This window comes from Streptomyces sp. NPDC093544 (assembly GCF_040683495.1).
Classification (GTDB): domain Bacteria; phylum Actinomycetota; class Actinomycetes; order Streptomycetales; family Streptomycetaceae; genus Streptomyces.
In genome coordinates, this window is the sequence record NZ_JBFBEA010000005.1 from 281,243 (window position 1) to 299,522 (window position 18,280).

The window sequence follows — 18,280 nt, forward strand, 5'->3', positions numbered from 1 at the left end:
GGGCGGAACGGGTCAGCCGCTCACCGGAGTCCAGCGGATCTGCGTGCTGCACAGGGACACCACGAGTGCCGCGGCCGCGACCACGCCCAGACCCCACACCAGACTGCTGGCATTCGCCACGAAACCTATGAACGGCGGGCCGGCCAGCAGGCCCGTCGTGCCCATGGCGGCGACAAGGGCCAGCGCGTCCGAACCCTGTTTGGCAGCGGCCACGTAGACACACGGGGTCACCGCCGCGCATCCCAGTCCGACACAGGCGAACCCGATGAGGGCCGGCACCACTCCCCCGCTGACGAGGGCGAAGGCCAGCCCGGCGGCGGCCAGCGCGCTGCCGAGTACGACGACACGTCCGTCGCCCCAGCGGCTGCGCCAGCCGTCGGCGAAGAGGCGGGCCACCACCATCATGCCCGCCACCACGGCGATGCCCAGAGGCGCGAGCTCCGCCGACGCCTTGGCCACGTCCTTCATGTAGAGGGCGGACCAGTCGTTCATGGAGCCCTCTGTCACAGTGCCGAACGCCATGGCGAGGCACATCCACAAGGTCATGCGGGACGGAAGGGTCCAGCGGCTACGGCTCTTCTCTTCTTTCTCCTTCTCCTCGGTACGCGCGTCCTCGGCGAGAAGTCCGGGGCGCGCGCCGGCGGTCAGCAGGACAAGGATCACGGCCGCCACGCCGAAGTGCGCCGCGACCGACGAGGTCGCCGCGTTCATTCCGGAGGCGAGGAGTGCCGCGAGCAGGGAACCGCCGCTGAAGGTCGCGTGCAGTCTGGCCATGGTGTTGCGCTCGTACCGTGCCTCAAGGGCTGCTCCCTGCGCGTTCATGGCGACGTTCAGGCATCCCACGAAGACGCCGTCGGCACACATGACCAGCAGGGCGACGGGATAGTTCGGCGCCGCGGCCAGCCCCAGGAGCAGGAGGGTCAGGGCGAGGGTCGACAAGAGTGCGAGCCGCGCCGAACCCAGCCGCTTCATGAGGACCGGGACCAGCGGAAACGACGCCACCGCGCCGATCCCCGCCGCCATCAGCAGCACCCCCACCTCGGCCGCGGTCAGGCCGAGATCCGCCTTGATGGCGGGGATCCGTGCGGCCCAGGTGGCGTACTGGAAGCCGAGGGAACAGAACAGCGCGGCGATCGCCAACTGAGCACGGACAAAGGGGTCATGAGTACGGACAGAGGGGTCATGGACACGGGACACGCACATCAGCTCGCTTGGTCGGGGCGGAGGGGCCGCGCGGCAGCACGCCGGTCGGCTCAGGCTGTGCATCCAGGTCGGTCGGCACCGCCTTGGACATGTAGACGGCGTTCGTGCCGTAACCGCCGGGAGAGATCCCCGGGTGAGCGGTGAACCCGCGCGCCGACCAGAACCTGTCGCTGCAGCCCACGGCGATCAGCGAGATCCGCTCGTCCCCGCGCGAGAGGGCCGTCAGCGTGAGGTGGTGAAGAAGGCGCTGGGCCAGTCCCCTGCCGCGTAGCTCCTCCGTGATAACGATGTCGTGCAGATGCAGATTGCCGGCGGCGGACGCCGGGCGCGGCACGAACACCGGCTCCTCGGTCCGCTCCAAGTCCGGGTACTGGAAGGCCGGATAGGGCATGGCCAGCAGGTAACCGGCAGGCCCGGACCCGACGTCCAGTACGAAGCACGTGCTCGGCGAGACACCCGCCCTGGCCCGAAGCGCCGCGCTCCCCTCCGTCAGGCCGAGTCCGGTGTAGGCGCGGGACTCCATCGCCACGATGCCGTCCCAGTCCGCGTCCGTGATGGAGCGTATGTGTACGTCACTCACGGGCGACCCGCGTTCGTCAGGGTGTACGGGAGCGGAGCGAAACCGTTGAAGCCCTGGGTCATGTAACTGATCGAGTAGGCGCCGCTGGACAGCACCCAGACCGGATCCCCCGACGCCAGGTCCTTGGGTACGTCGACAAGGCCGCGCTCATGGTTGTAGGCGTCGTCGCTGTCACAGGTGGGGCCCGCCACGACGGCCGGAACGCACTCGGCGTCACGGTGCGTGGGGAACACCAGCCGGTACTGCAGCGCGTCCATCTCGTAGAGGCCGTTGAACTTGCCGGCGCTCAGATAGAGCCAGTACTGACGCTCGCCGTTCGGTCCCTGCCGCTCGGACAGCCGGGCCACCTGGGCCCGGATGGCTCCATGGTCGGCGACCAGATAGCGCCCCGGCTCCATGACGAACTCGAGGTGGTCTCCGTGAACGCCCCTGAGGTACCGCATTCCCTCACGGATCACGGCGAAGATCTTGTCCATCGGCGGCTCCAGCGGCATGCCGAACCTGTCGAGGTATCCGAGCGCCGGAAGACCGCCACCGAGGTTGACATGATCCAGGGTCATCCCGCGGCTGCTCAGCTCGGTCAGGACGTCCGCCACGCACTCGACGGCGCTGTGCCAGGCGTCCGCCGTCATCTGCTGGGAACCGACGTGCACGGACAGGCCCGAGGGTGTCAGGCCGAGCTCCCGCGCCGCCTCCAGCACCCGCACCGCGTCGGCGGGCGAGCAGCCGAACTTGTTGCTGAGGCCCCACAGAGCGCCTTCACCGGTGGTCGTCAGTCGGCAGAACACCCGTGCTCCTGGAGCATGGGCCGCGATCGCCGCCACGTCCTCCAGGCTGTCGGTCGCGAAGTCCCTTACGCCGAGACGGTAGGCGTCGGCGATGTCCCGGTCGGACTTGACGGTGTTGCCGTAGTGCACGCGGCCGACCGGCACCCCCGTCCGCAGCGCCTGCTCCAGTTCACGCGGGCTTGCCCCGTCGACTCCGGCGCCCTTTTGCGCCAGACAGGCGAGCACCTCGTCCACGGGACAGGCCTTCATGGCGAAACGGACGAGGACTCCGGGCAGTTCGCGCCGCAGCGTCTCGTAGCAGTCCTCGATTCCGGCCAGGTCCAGGACGATCCGGTCCTCGTCGGCGGCAGCCAGTGCGTCGAGCAGGGATGCGGACGCATGCGTCATGGTCTCGCTCACCCCGGCCGCCCGGGTGACGGGTGTACGGGGGTGCGCCGAGCCACCCGCACCATCGAGTCCCATGCCTCGGCCAGAAGGGCGAAGTCCTCGATGTCGCTGCGTGCTTCGTCGAGGAGACGTTCCCGCCGCGTCGCCAGAAGGTCGGCGAACTCGGCGTAGCTGCCGCCCAGTTTGCGGTACGCGGTGTCGAGGGCGTCCAGGCGCTGGACGTTCTCGGTGTGGTCGAGCCGCGTGCTCTCGCTCGCCAACCGGGCGACGACCGACGCGCGTACCTGTCCCGCGTCGTCGAGCAACGCCGGGCCGGCCTCGGCCATCTGGTCGTAGATGGAGTTGAAGTAGAGCATCGACAGCAGGAACTTGACGTAGCGCATCTGGTACGCCCTGAACCCGGCGTCGGTTCTTCGTTCGCCGGTGTAGAAGTTCTCGATGTTCCGGTTGTGCAGCACGCCGGGCAGGGCGGCGTCGTGGACCAGGTGGATCAGGAAGTAGTCGCTGCCGATCGTGTCGGTGGCGGGCGGCAGCGGCACGCGTTCGTGCACCCCGTGGAAGCTGATGTTGCACATGTCCACGCGCATGGGGTCGACGAGGGCCAGCGTCGAGTGGTCCTCGACGAACGGGTCCGTGCCCGCCCCCCGGAAGGAGTCGTCGACGAGTTCCTGCTTCATCTCGCGGGACCAGTGGGCGGGTGCCCACAGGCTGACCAGGTCGTAGTAGACGTCGGGGTCGATCCGGAGTATGTCGCCGATGTCCACGGAGAGTTCGCCCACGAAGGAGCTGCCGACCATCGCGACCCGTTTGTCCTCGTGCTGCGCGGCCAGCGCGTTCTCGGTGACATGCGGAGCGACTTCGGCCGCGCGTCTGCCAAGAGCCGTGAGCTCGTGATGGATGGGGAAGACGGTCTCGCCGTCCACGACCTGGTAGCGGCTGTCGGAGTCCCTGCGGTGCACCGACTCGCAGCCGAGCGCGACAGCGATGAGGAACGCGCGGTTGGTGCAGGCCCCGTAGGAGAGGCCGTCGGGGAGCATCAGGTCGAGCAGGAGGTCGGGCTTCATGGTCCCGGCCCGGCCGATCACCCGCTGGAGGAAGTCCCGTTGCTGTGCCTCGTCGATGTGGTGGACGACGATCCGCTCACTGGCGGGGAGGCGGCGCACGGTCTCGGCGTGTTCCGCGTAGGCGGCTGCCTCGCAGGAGTCGAGGATCAGCAGATGCACCTCGGCGTCGAAGTGCTCGGCCGCGTAGGCCGCTTCCTCACCGATGGCCTCGATCGTCGCGGAACACGGTCTGTTGGTGGGAAGGGTCAGGCATATTCGGCGCATGCCGCTTCTCCGACCGGCTCGTCCAGCTCCGCACCGTTCCAGGGCGTAAGGCCCAGCAACTTGGCGCCCAGTTCGTCGAGGATGGCCCTGTCGTACCGCAGGGATTCGTGCAGCCTGGAGTCGCCGAGCAGCGTCGCGTTCCAGTCCGGTGTGCTGAGGTTGCGCCACGAGTCGACCCGTGAACGCCTGAGGGTCTGGTGGGAGTCCAGCGCCGGCATCATCGACAGGTACTGCGCCGCCCGTACGCCGTTCTGGGAGGTGTTGGGGGCCACTCCGTGTGCCAACAGGCCGTTGAATATCAGCAGGTCGCCGGCCTTGAGTTCCGGTCGTACGACGGGGAACTCGTCCCGGTCGATCCTGGGCCGGATCGGGTCACGGTCGTCCGCCTGGAGTGCCTTCCAGCGGTCCAACTGCCGGAACAGCTCGGGAGCGCACTGGAAGCCGCCGAGTTCCGGCGTGATGTCGTTGAGCGCGATGATCCCCTGGACGCGCTGCGGCGGAATTCCGAGTGTGGTGTCGACATCCCAGTGCAGCTCGATGTCGAAACCCTCGTCCGTGCGCGGTATCAGGGCCCGGTCGCGGTTCTTGACGTTGGGCGGGTTCAGGTTGAGCCGGTCGAGGGTGACCCACAGCTCTTCGCAGTCCCATACGTCGACGAACGCGTCGTAGACCCGCTGCGTCTGGCGACTGTCCCAGAGGAGTTGGTGGTGGTACGCCTCGACGAATCCGTAGATGTGCAGGTCCCGGTCCAGGTCCGAGCGGTACTTGCGCTCCTCGTACCAGGTGTCCGGGCGATCGGGGTCGAGCCCTTGGAAGTCCCAGGTGAAGTCCAGCAGGTTCCTGGCCGCCAAGGCGGGTATGGCCTGCTTCACGATGACGTAGCCATAGGTCTGCCATGAGGCGAAGTCCTCTTCGGACAGCACCCTCAGCGGGACGGTCTTCTTCAGATCACGCAGAGGGGTCTGCGCCAGATACGTCTCGGCGTCCGCACTGAAGTAGGGGACGCGAGAAGCAGCTCGATGGAGATATCGGTCAGGCGTGGGCATGCAGTGCTCCAGACCTCGGTCTTCCCCGTCGACAGATGTGTCTACGAGGACGGAAACGCGGTCACCGATGACGTGCGGCACGTTCGCCACGTGGATCCGGACATGCGACGGTCTGTGCGCCTCACGTCCGGACGCGCACCGGCGCTGTGCGACGGAGCCGGAAGCAGCGCACGTCGCACAGCAGGAAAAGGGAAATGGCCGGCCTGCAGGGTCACTGCATCAGGTGCCACACCAGCCCCTCTTCGAACTCGCGCCCCACTAATTTGGACTAGACCAACTCGCCATGTCAAACAGGTCTTTGAGTGCGTGTCGCCCTCAAAACGCCTACCTCCACAGTCAGCTCAAAGCGGCCGGAAGGCGGTCACCTCGTACACCGGGAAGGCGGTCACCTCGCACAACAGACCCCTGGGCCACGCCCGGCTCCAGCCCAACACACCTCTTGACACGGGCGGTTAGCCTGGGGCGGAAATCCCATTGGTCTGTACCAAATTCATGTCGCCGTTTCGATGCGTACATCGGCGGCACGGATGCGCGGGCTCTACTCGAAAGGTGAAGGCACTCGATGGTCTCCAGCAAGCACAGCAAGGAGTTGCGGCGGCTGGCGCTCTCCGTCCTGCAGCCGGGGTTCGTGGGCACCGAGGCACCGGCCTGGGTGCTGCGCGAGATCGGTGACGGACTGGCGTCCGTCGTGCTCTTCGCTCGCAACATCGTCTCGCTGGAACAGGTCGCCGAGCTGTCCGGGCAACTACGCGCGGAGAACCCCGCGTTGATCATCGCGATCGACGAGGAGGCCGGCGACGTCACCCGGATCGAGTCCGCGACCGGCTCGACCCGGCCCGGCAACTTCGCACTCGGAACCGTCGACGACACCGAACTGACCGAGTCCGTCGCCGCCGGCCTAGGCCGCCAACTGCGCGCCGCCGGAGTGAGTCTCGACTACGCACCCAGCGCGGACGTCAACTCCAACCCGGACAACCCGATCATCGGGGTCAGGTCCTTCGGCGTCGACCCGAAGGTCGTGTCCAGGCACACCGCCGCGTGGATCCGGGGGCTTCAGTCGGCCGGAGTCGCCGCCTGCGCCAAGCACTTCCCCGGCCACGGCGACGTCGCCGTCGACTCCCACCACGGCCTGCCCACCTACGGTGCCGACCGCGACGAGATAGCCGCCCAGGCCCTGCCTCCGTTCCGGGCCGCCCTGGACGCGGGTGTTCGCGCGGTGATGAGCGGCCACCTGCTGGTCCCCGCGTACGATCCCGACCTGCCCGCCACGCTCAGCCCGCGCATCCTGGACGGACTGCTCCGCCAGGAACTCGGCTTCGAGGGCATGATCGTCACAGACGCAATCGAGATGGGTGCCGTCGCCGACCTCTACGGAATCGACGGCGCCACGGTGCGAGCGGTCATCGCCGGTGCCGACGCGATCTGTGTCGGCGGCGAGAACGCCGAGGAGGCCACCGTCGGCCTGCTCGCCGGCGCTCTCGTCGACGCCGTGGTCCGCGGCGACCTCAGCCATGACCGGCTCGAGGAAGCGGCCGGGCGCGTCCGGGAGTTCGCCAACTGGTCGGCCGGTCTGTCCCAGGCCGACACCGTCGACACGATCAGCAGCGACATCGGCTTCGCGGCCGCCCGCCGCGCCATCCGGCTGGCCGGAGCGGTCCAGGACGCCCTGCCGCTGTCCGCCGCACCTCACGTCGTGGAATTCGTGGCCACCACCAACCTGGCCATCGGCAAGGAAACCCCGTGGGGTGTCGCCGCCCCGCTGCTCGAACGGCTCCCCGGCACGACCATCGTCCGTGTAGGGCAGCAGGATCTGCACTCGCTGACCACCGCCCCGGAGGCCTGCGCGCTGGAATCGGCCACAGGTCGTCCCTTGGTCGTCGTCGTCAGGGACGCCTCCCGGCACGAGTGGATGGCCCGCGCCCTCGGGGACCTCATCGCGGCGCGTCCCGACGCGATCGTCGTGGAGATGGGTCTGCCGGGCGCCGCGGTCCCGGGAGCGCTACAGATCTTCACCCACGGTGCTACCGCCGCCTCCGGGGTGGCCGCCGCGGAGGTGCTGGTGGGGGCCCGCTAGACCGTGGGCTCCGGGTACGCCGGTCCGCCCCTGTGACACAGGGGCGGACCGGCGTACCTGTGTCCGCCACATTCCGCCGTATATCGCTGGACATTCTGTTCAGCAGAGAGCCGTCTCAGCTATGCAGATTGGGCAGTCTGCTCAGCATTCCACGCAACTCTTGCACAGGCTGGCTTCAGGAGCTGTGCTGTCTGTCATCGCGGGCTGCGACTTCGGTACGCCCGGGACGGTCCGTCTTTCCGCTTTCGCCTGAAGGAGAGCTCCGTCATGAGCATCGAGCAGACTCTCACCAGCCAGGAGCGCCTGGCCGAGCTGGACCTGACACAGCTTCAGCAGCTGGTCGGCCTGGTCGAGTACGACGAGAACAGCGACCCGTTCCCCGTGACGGGCTGGGACGCGGTGGAGTGGGTGGTGGGCAACGCCACGCAGGCCGCCCACTTCTATCAGTCGGCGTTCGGCATGGAGCTGGTCGCCTACTCCGGCCCCGAGACCGGCAACCGTGACCATCAGGCGTACGTGCTGCGCAGCGGAGCCATCCGCTTCGTCTTCAAGGGAGCCGTGGCCCCGGCCAGCGCCCTCGCCGACGCGCACCGCGAACACGGCGACGGCGTGAGCGACATCGCGCTCGAAGTACCGGACGTCGACCGGTGCGTCCGGCACGCTCGGGCCCAGGGCGCCACGATCCTGGAGGAGCCGCACGACGTCAGCGACGAGAACGGCACCGTGCGCCGGGCCGCGCTCGCCGCGTACGGGACAACTCGGCACACGCTGATCGACCGGTCCCGCTACAACGGGCCCTACCTGCCGGGCTATGTGGCCCGCTCGTCCTCGTACGTGAAGCGGCCCGGTGCGCCTAGGCGGATCTTCCAGGCCCTCGATCACGTGGTGGGCAATGTCGAACTCGGCAAGATGGACGACTGGGTGGACTTCTACAACCGGGTCATGGGCTTCACGAACATGGCCGAGTTCATCGGGGACGACATCGCCACCGAGTACTCGGCGCTGATGAGCAAGGTGGTGGCGAACGGCAACCACCGCGTGAAGTTCCCGCTCAACGAGCCGGCCGTGGCGAAGAAGAAGTCGCAGATCGACGAGTTCCTGGAGTTCTACCAAGGCCCCGGAGCGCAGCACCTGGCGCTGGCCACCAACGACATCATCGCCTCGGTCGACGCCCTGCGCGCCGAGGGAGTGGAATTCCTCGCGACCCCCGACTCGTACTACGAGGACCCTGAGTTGCGCGCCCGGATCGGCCAAGTGCGGGTGCCGGTGGAGGAGTTGCAGCGGCGGGGCATCCTCGTGGACCGGGACGAGGACGGCTATCTGCTGCAGATCTTCACCAAGCCGATCGGTGACCGTCCCACCGTCTTCTTCGAGCTCATCGAGCGGCACGGCTCACTCGGCTTCGGCAAGGGCAACTTCCAGGCCCTGTTCGAGGCGATCGAGCGCGAGCAGGCCAGGCGCGGCAACTTCTGACCGGGAACACACCGCCTTCTGACCGGGAGCACACCGCGACGGCCGACCGGACGATCCGGTCGCCGGCCTGGTCCGCCCCGGTCCCCGACCTGGTCCGCCCGTGTCGCCGACTGGGTCCGTCCAGGGCTGCCCGGCCCGCCCACCACCACGCCTCAGACACCGGAAGTGACGCCCCATGACCTGGCTGGACCTGCCGACCGACGACCTGTTCGGGATCAGCAATCTGCCCTACGGGGTGTTCTCCCCGCGCGACGGCGCCCCGCGGGCGGGGGTCCGGGTGGGCGCCCAGGTGCTGGATCTCGCGGCCGTGCCGGGCCGGCACCGTGGTCGTGTCAGGCACGCCCGTCACCCGCCCCTGTGGACACGCCGACCGGGACCGAAGACGGGCGAGGTGGCTTCGGGGCTCTTGCGCTAGGGAGAGCCGGTGTCCGCGGCCGACTTCCGTGACCGCGTCTTCGGGATCTGCCTGGTCAACGACTGGTCGTTGCGCGGCCTCCAAGCCTGGGAGTACGTCCCCCTCGGACCGTTCCTGGGCAAGTCGTTCGCCACATCGGTCTCTCCGTGGATCGTGCCGCTCGACGCTCTGGACGCCGCCTGGACCACCCCGCCCGCTCGCGATCCCGAGCCGCTGCCGTATCTCGCCGACACCGGCAAACAGGGACTGGACCTGAACCTGACGGTCCGCCTCAACGGTTGCCTCATCTCCACGCCCCCGTTCGCCTCGATGTACTGGACCGGCGCACAGATGCTGGCTCACATGACGGTCAACGGGGCCTCCACCCGCACCGGCGACCTCTACGCGTCGGGCACTGTCAGCGGCCCCCATGCCGACGAATGCGGTTCCCTCATCGAGCTCACCGAGGGTGGCGCCCGCCCCCTGGCCCTGTCCGACGGTTCCGCGCGCGCTTTCCTTGAAGACGGCGACGAGGTCACCCTCAGCGGCACCGCACCCGGACCCGCGGGGGGGGCCGTATCGGCCTGGGCGAAGTCACCGGCCGGATCCACACCGCCAGGCAGTGACCCCGGGCGGGCGTACCATCCGGTCATGAGCCCGGTCGGGCATGGCATTGCCTCCATGACTGAATGCAATGTATACGTTGTACATGCTTTCTTCCGGTGACCGTCCCGAAGAACGTCCAGGGCTGCACAACCAAGCCGAACTCGCCTACCGGCGGCTGCGCGAGCGGCTGATCGACGGGCACTACACGCCCGGCGACCGGCTGACGGAGCTGGGTATCTGCGAGGACCTCGGCATGAGCAGGACGCCGGTCCGCGAGGCGCTGCGCCGACTCCAGAGCGACGGCCTGGTGACCTCGACGGGCCGGGGCGTGGTGGTCAGTTCGCTCTCCCCGCAGGAGATGGTGCACGCGACGCAGTTGCACGGCGCACTGGACGCGCTGGCCGCCAAGCTCGCCGCCACCGCACAGCGCGACGGCCAGTTGTCCCCCGCGCAGCTCATTGGACTCAAGGAGGCCTCGCGCCGGGTGGAGGAGCAGGCCTCGGCCGGCGACCCGGCAGGGGCCTGGCACGCGAATCTCGACTTCCACATGATGCTGGCCCGCCTCTCGGGCAACCCTCTGCTGGAGGACACGCTCGACCGCATCTGGGCCCGGTTCGCCATCGTGAGCCTCAGCAACATCCACCGGCGCAAGGACCTGACACCCCGTCAGCACGACGCGATCGTCAGTGCCATCGTCGACGGCGACCCGCCGAGGGCGGAGGCCGCCGCGGCCGAGCACGCACGAGAGGCAGCGGAGATGTACGGAGAAGGTCACAACTGAGGTAGCGGTACACGTCTGCCTGCCCTCATGGCACCGCGCCGCTTTGCCGTCGCAGCCGGCGAACCGGACGGCTTCACCGAGCCTGAACCCAGAGCTACCGGCGAGTAGAGCTTTTTGCCGCAACCCTTGTCCGATCCCTTGTCGACCCTTGATGTGCAATGTATACATTGCACATCAAGGGCAAGGGTGCCTGCGGGCACCCCCAGCCGTCACCACCCACGGTCGGGCGTCGCCTGCACGCCTGGGGAGACGTTCCACGCACAAGGGACAGGCGCCAACGGTCGCCTCCGGAACTGCATTTGACGAGCCGTCACCACTTCCGGTCGCCGCCTTCAGTCCTGGTCCGTGCCATCCGGCACGGCACCGGTCCGAGGGGCCGTCCATGTGAACCGCCATCACGATCACCAACTTGAGGTGAATGTCATGCCAGGAATCGGCCGAAGCGGACGCCACTCAGCCCTGCTCAGTGCGACGGCGGCGGTGCTGCTGCTCGCCACCGCGTGCGGATCGGGGTCGGGTTCGAGCAGCGGAGCGATCAAGATCGGTGCCTCACTGCCGCTGTCGGGCCCCGTCGCCGATGCCTCCAAGCCCGCGTACGAGGGGTACAAGGTGTGGCTCGAACAGCTAAACGCCGACGGCGGGCTGCTGGGCCGTGACGTCGAACTGAAGGTGCTCGACGACGGCTTCGACCAGAACACCGTCGTCACCAATTACAACCGCCTCATCAGCCAGGAACGCTCCGACCTGCTGCTCGGCACCTTCTCGTCGAAGCTCAACCTGCCCGCCTCCGCCGTGGCCGAGCGCAACAAGATGCTCTACGTCGAGCCCTCCGGCGGCGCCGAGGAGATCTTCAACCGCGGTTACGACTACCTGTTCTTCGCGCAGCCCAGCACCTCGCTGGACCTGCCCGAGCAGTTCGTGCAGTACATCAAGTCGCTGCCGGCCGCCGAGCGGCCGAAGACGGCCGCCTATCCCACCCAGGACGACCCCAACACCGATGTCACCGTCGAGGAGTTCCGCAAGGAACTCACCAAGCTCGGCGTGAAGACGGTCTACAGCGAGAAGTACGCGCCGGACACCGTCAACTTCGACTCCATAGCCAGCGCCGTGGCACGGGCCAAGCCCGACCTGATCATTCACGGCGCTGTCGCGGCCAACGACGGCGCGGGCTTCGTCAAGGCTCTGCAGAAGCAGCAGTTCAGCCCCAAGATGATGTTCCAGACCAACGCCCCGAGCCTCATCGACTCCTATCCCAAGGCGATCGGCGCGGCGAACACCGAGGGCATCTTCACCTCGGCCGCCTGGAGCCCGAAGGCCGACTACACGGGCAACGCCGAGTTCGTGGCCGCGTACACGAAGGCCTACGGCACGGCTCCGGGTGACGACGCCGCCAACGCGTACACGGCGGGCCAGGTGCTGGAGGCCGCGGTCAAGGGCGTGGGCAGTCTCGACCAGGACAAGCTGGCCGACTGGCTCCACTCGCACACCGTGCAGACCATCGTGGGCCCGCTGAAGTGGGACGAGCGCGGGGTCCCGGACGGCAACATGCTGCTCGCCCAGTGGCAGAACGGGAAGTTCGAGTTCGTCGCCCCGGCGAGTCAGAAGACCGTCGACAAGGCGGTCAACCCCAAGCCCGGGTGGTCGTAGTGGGTACGTTCTTCCAGGCTCTGGTGCTGGGCCTGCTGGTCGGCGGCGTGTACGCCCTGGTCGCCTCCGGCATGAACCTCATCTTCGGCGTGATGAAGGTCGTCAACCTCGCCCAGGGCGGCATGCTGATCCTCAGCGCCTACCTCACGTACTCGCTGTGGAACGCCACCGGCATCGACCCCCTGCTCCTGGTCCTCATCACGACGCCGTGTCTGCTGGTCGTCGGCTGGGCCACGTACTACATCTTCATCGAGCGGTCACGGACCACCGACGCCTCGATGGCGCTGGTGACGACCTTCGGCCTCACGCTCGTCACCAAGGGCGTCATCGCCCTGATCTGGGGAAACGAACCGAAGTCGGTCACTCCCGGCTACGCCAACCGCTCCTTCTCCGCCCTGGGGCTGAAGTTTCCGCAGGCCCAGGTGTACGCCTGCCTGGTCGCCGCCGTGGTTCTCACCGGCCTGTACCTGCTGCTGCGCCACACCTGGCTGGGCCGGTCCATCCAGGCCACCGCGTCCAGTTCGGAGGGCGCCCGGCTCATCGGCATCGAGGTCCGCTCCGTGTGGGCCGCCGCCTACGCGCTGGGCGTGGCGGCGGCGGGCGCGGGCGGGACGCTGCTGAGTCTGCTGTACCCGTTCATGCCGAGCTCGGCCGACCACTGGATCGGTCTGACGCTCGCCATCATCGTGCTCGGCGGCATGGGCAGCCTGCCCGGCAGCGTGCTCGGTGCGTTGGTCATCGCCGTCGCCGAGTCGCTGACCTCGACCTACGTGGCGCCCGACTGGGCGGCCGCGGTCCCGTATCTGGCCATCATCCTGGTGCTCGTGGTCCGCCCGCAGGGCCTGCTCGGCACCCGGCTGCGAGAGGACATGAGCCGCGCATGACCATCAACCGCCTGCGGGCGTACGGGATCGGTCTCGCCGCCGTCGGCCTCGCCATCCTCCCGCTCGTCAACGACAACGCCTATGTCCAGAACATGGCGATCATGGGGTTCCTGCTGGCCGTCATGGCCTCCGGCTGGAACATCATCTCCGGCTACGCCGGCTACATCTCGCTCGGGCAGAGCGCCTTCCTCGGCGTCGGCGCCTACACCACCGCGCTGCTGTCCATCCACACCGGCATCTCCCCGCTGCTGGCCGCTCCCGTGGGCGGCGTCGTCGCGGCTGCCTCCGCCGTCGTCCTCGGACTGGTCGGCCGGCGCACCCGCGGTATCGCCTTCGTCATCATCAGCTTCGCCTTCCTGGAGTTCACGGCGCTGCTGGTGTCCAACTGGGGATCGCTGACCAACGGCAACCACGGGCTCGCGCTGCCGCTGCCGACCTGGGACCGGGCGTATCTCAACTGGCCCTTCTACTACTACCTGTTGGCGCTGCTCGCGCTGACCGTCTGTGGCTCGTGGGCGATCCGCCGCTCCAAGTTCGGTATCGGGCTGATGGCGATCCGCGACGACGAGTCGAAGGCGGACGGCATCGGGCTGCGCACCGACCGCTACAAGATGTTCGCGTTCGCGGCCAGCGCCTTCCCGATCGGTGTCGCCGGCGGCGTCTACGCCTACTACATCGCCTTCCTCGAACCGGCGTCGATGTTCGACATCGTCATCGCCATGCAGATCGTGCTCGCCGCCCACCTCGGCGGGGTGGGCACGCTGTGGGGACCGGTGCTCGGCGCGTTCCTGCTGGAGGCGCTCAACCAGCTCACCAACCAGACCCTCAGCGGCCCGGACGCCGGTTCGTGGCGCCTGATCATCTACGGTGCCCTGCTCGCGGCGATCGTCCTGTTCTTCCCCAAGGGCATGCTCACCGAGGGCGCCGCCTGGGTGGCCCGTCGGCGCCGCACCGGGCCGCAGGCGGTGGCCGGCACCCGACTGACCGCGGTTCCCGACACCTTGCCTCCGGCCGCCGTGGTCCGTGCCCGCACCCCTTCGACGGCACAGGGCCCGCTGCTCCAAGTGGCCACCCTGAGCAAGGCGTTCGGTGGCGTGCGCGCCGTCGACGACTGCTCGTTCACCGTCGAACGTGGCTCCATCACCGGACTGATCGGGCCCAACGGGTCCGGCAAGACCACGGTGTTCAACCTCCTCGACGGCAGTCTCGCGGCCGACACCGGCAGCATCCACCTGGGCGAGCGACGTATCGACCGACTGCCGCGCTGGCAGCGGGCCCACGCGGGACTTGCCCGCACCTTCCAGGCCACCAGGGTCTTCCCTCAGCTCACCGCGGTGGAGAACCTCGCCGTACCCAGCCGCACGTTCTCCACCGCGGGTCTTGCCGCCTCGGCGATCAGCGGCAAGGAGGCGGCGCGGGCCCGCGAGTGGCTCGACTTCGTCGGTATGGAGGCGTACGCCGAACACCGCGCGGGCGACCTGTCGTACGGGCAGCAGAAGCTCGTCGAACTCGCCCAGGCCCTGATGCTGGAGCCCGAGGTACTCCTGCTCGACGAACCGGCCGCCGGCATCAACCCGGCACTCGTGGAACGGCTCAGCGGCATCGTCCGCAAGCTCAACGAAGCCGGCACGACCGTGGTGATCGTCGAGCACAACATGCCGCTGGTGCTGTCGCTGTGCGACCACATCCACGTCCTGGCCCAGGGGCACGTCATCGCGAGCGGCCCCCCCGGACAGATCGAACAGGACCCCGCCGTCCTGGACGCCTACCTCGGCGACCACACGCCGGGACCGGGCAACACCCCGGCCACCACGGGAGCCAACTCATGATCACCTTCAGGAATCTGGTGGCAGGGTACGGACGCGCCGGCGACATCCTGCGCGGCGTCGACTTCACCGCCGCCGAATCCGCCATCACCTGCATCGTCGGCCCCAACGGAGCGGGAAAGTCGACCGTACTCAAAGCGTGCAGTGGGCTGTTGCGCCCCCGCGGGGGCCAGGTCCTGCTCGGCGACGAGGAGATCGGCGGGCACTCCCCCGCGGAGATCCTGCGCCGCGGAGTCGTCCAAGTGCCCCAGCACCACGGGCTGTTCCCGTCCCTGACCGTGCGCGAGAACGTCATGCTCGGCGCCTACGTCAACCGCAAGGAACGCGAGCGCAACCGACGCCGGTACGAGGAGATCACCGACCTCTACCCGCTCATCGCCGAGCGCGCCGACGACAAGGCCGCGTCCCTGTCCGGCGGTCAGCGCCGCACCGTCGAGTTCGCACGCGCCCTCATGCTGCGCCCCCGGGTCGTCCTCCTCGACGAGCCGACGCTCGGCCTCGACCCCAAGGCCGCCAAGCAGCTCGCCGACTCCGTCACCACGCTCAACCAGGAAGGAGTCACCGTCCTGATGGTCGAACAGAACGTACGGTTCGGCCTCACCCTCGCCGACCACGCGGTCGTCATGGAAGGCGGCCGCGTCCTGCACACCGGCGCCGCCGACGCACTGCTCGCCGACCCGGACATGGCCCAGCTGTTCTTCGGAGCCGCTCCCAAGCAGGAGGCGTCATGAGCGCGCCGCCGCGGATCGGGACCATCGGCGCCGAGGTGACCGCCGTCCTGCCACGGATGGGCCGGGGTAGCCCGCCGCCGTCCGATGAGAAGTAGCCCTGCTAGCGCCGGAAGGCTGCCATGACCAGCACATACCTGAGCCTGATCCAGACGATTCTGACCTCGGGGGCCCGCGCCGCGGAGCCGGTCCGCGTCGGCGGTCTGGAGCTGCTCGCGATCCCCCAACTGTCCTACGACGTCCCCGGTACGCCCGCCCATATCAACGGTGGCGACAGCGAGACCGAGCTGTTGCTGCTGCGCCGGGACGAGGACCGGTTCGAGCCGTGGGGAACCCTGGAGGCACCCGGCGGGGAGGATGCCGAGTCCTTCACGATCGGGGACCGTGACTTCCTGGCGGTGGCGAGCATCCGCACCGGAGCCGGGCCCTACGACTACACCGTGCCGTCCACGGTCTTCGAATGGGACGGCACACGGTTCGTGCCCTTTCAGACGTTCGACTCCTTCGCCGCGAAGCAGTGGCGGTACTTCACCGTCGACGGCCGGCACTTCCTCGCGCTGGCCCAGGGAGTCGCGCTCCCCCAACACGCCGAGGAGAACCGGCCGTCCGTCATCTACGCCTGGGACGGCACACGCTTCGCCCACTTCCAGGACATCCCCTCCGAGTGGGCGTACAACTGGCACGCGTTCACGGTGGGAGGGCACACCATGCTCGCCCACGCCGACCATGTCGTGCCGAGCGTCCTGTACCGGTGGGACGGGGCGGAGTTCGTCCCCCACCAGGACCTCGCCCCGTCAGCGGGCCGGGCGTTCGCCACGTTCGACGACCCGGGCGGCAGCGGTACGTACCTGGTGGTGGCCTGTATCGACGACGGTTCGCGGGTGCTGCGCTGGGATGCCGCGGCGGACCGGTTCGTGGAGCACCAGAAGCTCGCGGGGGCGGGCGCGCGGGAACTCGCCGTCGTACGCACCGCCCGTGGGCTCTATGTGATCCGGGTCAACTTCATTCAGGGCCCCCGGACCGATCCCACGGCCGCGCTGCTGTCGCAGATCTACCGGTGGGTCGGGGACCGGCTGGACGTGGTCGACGAGTTCCCCACTACGGGCGGCACCGACCTCGCCGTACTGGACAGCACCCCAGGCCCGCTGATCGTGCAGACCAACGCGCTGACGGCCGGCCTGCGCTTCGCCGCCGAGAGCCGCGTCTACCGCTTCACGGACTGAAAGCCGCGTCCACCGGCTCCCGGACTGAAGCCCGAGCAACGGCCGGTCAAGCCCCGCTTGGCCGCGTCGGCCCCTTGCCTTGCGAAAGAGAGACCGACATGTCTGACCACGAGTCCCCCGAACTCATCGACTTGTTCAAGGCATACACAGCCGGCCCCGATTCCATCGGCGCGCATCTGCGCGCAGCCGCGGCCCGGGCTCATGCGAGCGATCCCCTGCTCGTGGTGACCGGGGCGGACATGGCGCTGTACCCGGGCGACGGCCGGCCACCGACCGTCCTCGCCTATCGGTTGAGCAACCGCGGCTTCAAGGAACTGGCCGCCGTCTCCCATCTGGGCACGGCGCTGGCCTCGCTCGTGGAGCTGTACGGCCACGATCCCGGCGGGGTGTGGCGGGCCGATGCCGAGAAGCTGCTGCACCAGGTACGGCGTTCGCGGGCGGCCAACAGCACGGCCCTGTGGCGCGACCGGATCGCTGCCGTCTCCCACCGGGGCCGGGAGGAGGCGATCGCGACGATGGTCGACTACGCCTGCGCCGTCACCGAGCGGTATCTCCTGCGTGCGCTGGCCGACCCGTCGTCCTGCCTCAACCACCGGACACTGCGCGAGGAGTATCTGGAGGACGGCCCGGACCTCGCGGTGTCCTTCAATCGGATCATGGTCGCCACGTTCTTCCTGGTCGGCATGGACAACGCGCACCGGCTCATCGCCTGGTGCGACGGCCAGCACATCGACTGGGCCCGCACCATGGTGGTCGTCGTCGGGCAGATAGGGCGCCCCACCGCCGGGGTGACCTGGCGTACGAACGGTGTCGCCGGCACCGTACTGGCCGCCTCGCGGCACACGCTGCCGCTGGAACGCCTCTACATCGCCCCGCACGCACCCGGATTCGCGACGCCCGTCGGCGGCGACCTCCGTGAGGTCGAGGCGCTGGAGCCGGTGCTGCGGCAGCTGTGGGCGGGCACCAGGGTGACGGTCGAGCTCGGCGCGGCGATGTTCGAGGGCTATCCGGCGTTCTCCCCCGGCGACGACCGTCCCGGGCTCCTGGGCGAGCGGACGGTCTCCCGGGCCGACGAGGTCATCACCGAACAGCCCCGTATCCGCTCGCCCAAGGACTGGTTCACCCTCGTCACCCGGCTGCGCCTGGTCATGGAAGACCCCCGCCAGTTGCTGTCCGGCGCTGTCACCGACTACGCCGCCCAGCAGCTCATCGAACACGGCAACGACCCCCTCGCCGTCACCGTCCCGGGTCTCGACGACGAGCCCTACCCCGCCTACGGCTCCGTCTCCGCGGCGGCCTGACCAGAAAGCGA

General features: G+C 68.7%; 15 protein-coding genes and 1 pseudogene. 11 read left to right on the forward strand and 5 right to left on the reverse strand.

The window, feature by feature from the left end; genetic code table 11:
- Window positions 1-12: 12 nt before the first annotated feature.
- From AB0N66_RS09495 to AB0N66_RS09515, 5 genes are read right to left on the reverse strand one after another with little or no spacing between them, the layout of a single operon-like run.
- The gene (locus AB0N66_RS09495) at window positions 13-1,203 is read right to left on the reverse strand and encodes an MFS transporter (RefSeq protein WP_365430720.1); all 1,191 of its coding nucleotides are present in this window, start codon (window positions 1,201-1,203) and stop codon (window positions 13-15) included.
- Window positions 1,181-1,783, reverse strand: a complete 603-nt coding sequence (locus AB0N66_RS09500) for a GNAT family N-acetyltransferase (protein ID WP_365430722.1) — start codon at window positions 1,781-1,783, stop codon at window positions 1,181-1,183. Before AB0N66_RS09500 ends, AB0N66_RS09495 begins: the two co-directional genes overlap by 23 nt.
- Entirely contained in the window at window positions 1,780-2,958 is a 1,179-nt protein-coding gene (locus AB0N66_RS09505) for a type III PLP-dependent enzyme (RefSeq protein ID WP_365430724.1), read from the reverse strand. Before AB0N66_RS09505 ends, AB0N66_RS09500 begins: the two co-directional genes overlap by 4 nt.
- A gap of 8 nt (window positions 2,959-2,966) precedes the next feature.
- The gene (locus AB0N66_RS09510; RefSeq protein ID WP_365430726.1) at window positions 2,967-4,286 is read right to left on the reverse strand and encodes a DUF6271 family protein; all 1,320 of its coding nucleotides are present in this window, start codon (window positions 4,284-4,286) and stop codon (window positions 2,967-2,969) included.
- Window positions 4,268-5,332 (reverse strand): phytanoyl-CoA dioxygenase family protein, encoded by a 1,065-nt coding sequence (locus AB0N66_RS09515; RefSeq protein ID WP_365430728.1) that lies wholly within the window; start codon window positions 5,330-5,332, stop codon window positions 4,268-4,270. Before AB0N66_RS09515 ends, AB0N66_RS09510 begins: the two co-directional genes overlap by 19 nt.
- Before the next feature lie 562 nt (window positions 5,333-5,894).
- On the opposite strand from AB0N66_RS09515, the gene AB0N66_RS09520 reads away from it, so the two are divergent.
- From AB0N66_RS09520 to AB0N66_RS09570, 11 genes and pseudogenes are all read left to right on the forward strand, one after another.
- On the forward strand, window positions 5,895-7,406 hold the full coding sequence (locus tag AB0N66_RS09520; RefSeq protein WP_365430730.1) for a glycoside hydrolase family 3 N-terminal domain-containing protein: 1,512 nt from the start codon (window positions 5,895-5,897) through the stop codon (window positions 7,404-7,406).
- A gap of 267 nt (window positions 7,407-7,673) precedes the next feature.
- Complete coding sequence (gene hppD / locus AB0N66_RS09525; protein ID WP_365430732.1) at window positions 7,674-8,879, forward strand: 4-hydroxyphenylpyruvate dioxygenase; 1,206 nt, start codon at window positions 7,674-7,676, stop codon at window positions 8,877-8,879.
- A gap of 175 nt (window positions 8,880-9,054) precedes the next feature.
- Complete coding sequence (locus tag AB0N66_RS09530) at window positions 9,055-9,294, forward strand: hypothetical protein (protein ID WP_365430734.1); 240 nt, start codon at window positions 9,055-9,057, stop codon at window positions 9,292-9,294.
- Window positions 9,295-9,899 (forward strand): annotated as a pseudogene (locus AB0N66_RS09535) (fumarylacetoacetate hydrolase family protein); the annotation flags it as partial.
- An 83-nt stretch (window positions 9,900-9,982) separates the two neighbouring features.
- Window positions 9,983-10,660, forward strand: coding sequence for a GntR family transcriptional regulator (locus tag AB0N66_RS09540; RefSeq protein WP_365430736.1), 678 nt, complete (start codon window positions 9,983-9,985; stop codon window positions 10,658-10,660).
- Window positions 10,661-11,083: 423 nt separating this feature from the next.
- Window positions 11,084-12,307 (forward strand): amino acid ABC transporter substrate-binding protein, encoded by a 1,224-nt coding sequence (locus AB0N66_RS09545; protein ID WP_365430738.1) that lies wholly within the window; start codon window positions 11,084-11,086, stop codon window positions 12,305-12,307.
- Window positions 12,307-13,191, forward strand: coding sequence for a branched-chain amino acid ABC transporter permease (locus tag AB0N66_RS09550; protein WP_365430740.1), 885 nt, complete (start codon window positions 12,307-12,309; stop codon window positions 13,189-13,191). Before AB0N66_RS09545 ends, AB0N66_RS09550 begins: the two co-directional genes overlap by 1 nt.
- Window positions 13,188-15,020 (forward strand): branched-chain amino acid ABC transporter ATP-binding protein/permease, encoded by a 1,833-nt coding sequence (locus tag AB0N66_RS09555; RefSeq protein ID WP_365430742.1) that lies wholly within the window; start codon window positions 13,188-13,190, stop codon window positions 15,018-15,020. Before AB0N66_RS09550 ends, AB0N66_RS09555 begins: the two co-directional genes overlap by 4 nt.
- On the forward strand, window positions 15,017-15,748 hold the full coding sequence (locus AB0N66_RS09560; RefSeq protein ID WP_365430744.1) for an ABC transporter ATP-binding protein: 732 nt from the start codon (window positions 15,017-15,019) through the stop codon (window positions 15,746-15,748). The genes AB0N66_RS09555 and AB0N66_RS09560 overlap by 4 nt, the downstream gene beginning before the upstream one ends.
- Before the next feature lie 119 nt (window positions 15,749-15,867).
- The gene (locus AB0N66_RS09565) at window positions 15,868-16,968 is read left to right on the forward strand and encodes a hypothetical protein (RefSeq protein WP_365430746.1); all 1,101 of its coding nucleotides are present in this window, start codon (window positions 15,868-15,870) and stop codon (window positions 16,966-16,968) included.
- A gap of 98 nt (window positions 16,969-17,066) precedes the next feature.
- Entirely contained in the window at window positions 17,067-18,269 is a 1,203-nt protein-coding gene (locus AB0N66_RS09570) for a DUF5624 domain-containing protein (RefSeq protein WP_365430748.1), read from the forward strand.
- The last annotated feature ends 11 nt before the right edge of the window (window positions 18,270-18,280 follow it).